Raw genomic sequence first — 1,492 nt, 5'->3', positions numbered from 1 at the left:
AGGTCAAGGAAAAGGTTCATTATTCTTCTTTAATCCAGATAAAACAAGCGACCAATGGCTTCGTCAAAAACAGGTTACGATCACAATCGGAAATCACGTGTTTGCAAAATAAACAAAAAAAGCACTCAGATGAGTGCTTTTTTTAATATGCAACAAGTAAGCTTAATAAAACAGCTATAATAATAATAGGCAATACGTATTTAACTAGAAAGAACCATGCGTTGAATAATTTAGCGCCTTTTGTACTTCCTGAAATAAACTCTTCGTACACGGCTTCTTTTTTCATTTTAAATGTCACAAAAATCGCAATGGCTAAACTTCCCAGAGGCAGCATTAAGTTGCTCACAAAAAAGTCAGCTACGTCAAATATACTTCTGCCAAAAAGTGAGACATGTTTTAGTACACCAAACGAAAGCGCTGATGGGATACCTACCACAAACACAAGAATCCCTGATAAAGAAGCGTAGCGAGTTCGTTTTGTCTGATCGTCTTTGGTTAAAGCAGCTACGATAATTTCCAGCAGTGAGAAAGCAGACGTAAGCGTAGCAAATAGAAATAAAATTAAAAACAGTGCTAAAAAGACGGTACCAAACGGCATTTTCTCAAATACTGTTGGCAAGACCACAAACAAAAGTCCAGGTCCTTCAGTTGGCTTTAATCCAAATGAAAAAACGGCTGGGAAAATAGCCAAACCCGCCAGCAGCGAAACAAACAAGTTCAAAATAGCAATAGTCCCAGCTGAACGCGTCAAGCTTACTTTTTTCCCTAAATAAGAGCTATATGTCACCATGCAAGATAATCCCACGCAAAGCGAGAAAAACGACTGACCGAGCGCATAGAGAACAGATGACCCTGTAATGGCTGAAAAATCCGGTTTCAAAAAGAACTTTACTCCGTCCATTGCTCCGTCTAATGTTAAAGAACGCACCACGATAATGATAAAACAAATAAATAACAGCGGCATCATGTATTTATTAGCACGCTCTATTCCTTTTTGTACGCCTTTTGAAATAACAAACACTGTAATTAATAAAAACAGCGCCTGTGCACCTAATACTACATAAGGTTGGCTAATGACGGCATTGAACAACGGACCGTACTCTTTTCCGCTTAGCATACCGGTTACGCTCATAATCGTATATAAAATCACCCAGCCGCCAACGACGCTGTAAAAGGAAAGCAAAACGACACAGCTTAGTACTCCCAGCCTGCCAATCCATACCCAAGCGGATTTTGGAGCAATTGCCTTATAAGCACTAATCGCTTCTTTCCCCGTATGTMTTCCAATGATAAATTCTGCCAACAGAAGCGGCAATCCAATAAAAATCGTAAATAAAATAAACAACGCAAAAAACGCTCCACCGCCACTGGTTCCCGTTACGTATGGAAACTTCCATATCGCTCCTAGACCAATTGCTGCCCCAGCAGATGCTAAAATAAAACCGAGGCGTGAAGACCACTGATTTCCTTTACTCATATAATGCATATAATG

The 1,492-nt window shown here is 39.6% G+C and carries 2 protein-coding genes; one reads left to right on the top strand and one right to left on the bottom strand.

Annotated elements, in window-relative coordinates; translation table 11 throughout:
* Nucleotides 1–112, top strand: a 112-nt coding sequence (locus tag AC1DRF_RS27420; RefSeq protein ID WP_477742239.1) for a cell wall hydrolase, incomplete at its 5' end; no start/stop codon positions are given.
* Between the two features lie 30 nt (nt 113–142).
* Here the strand turns inward: AC1DRF_RS27420 and AC1DRF_RS27415 are convergent.
* Nucleotides 143–1,477, bottom strand: a complete 1,335-nt coding sequence (locus tag AC1DRF_RS27415; RefSeq protein WP_477742238.1) for a sodium-dependent transporter — start codon at nt 1,475–1,477, stop codon at nt 143–145.
* Between the last annotated feature and the right edge of the window lie 15 nt (nt 1,478–1,492).

The organism is Priestia sp. P5_B4 (assembly GCF_056400385.1).
This window is presented reverse-complemented; position numbering and strand designations above follow the sequence as displayed.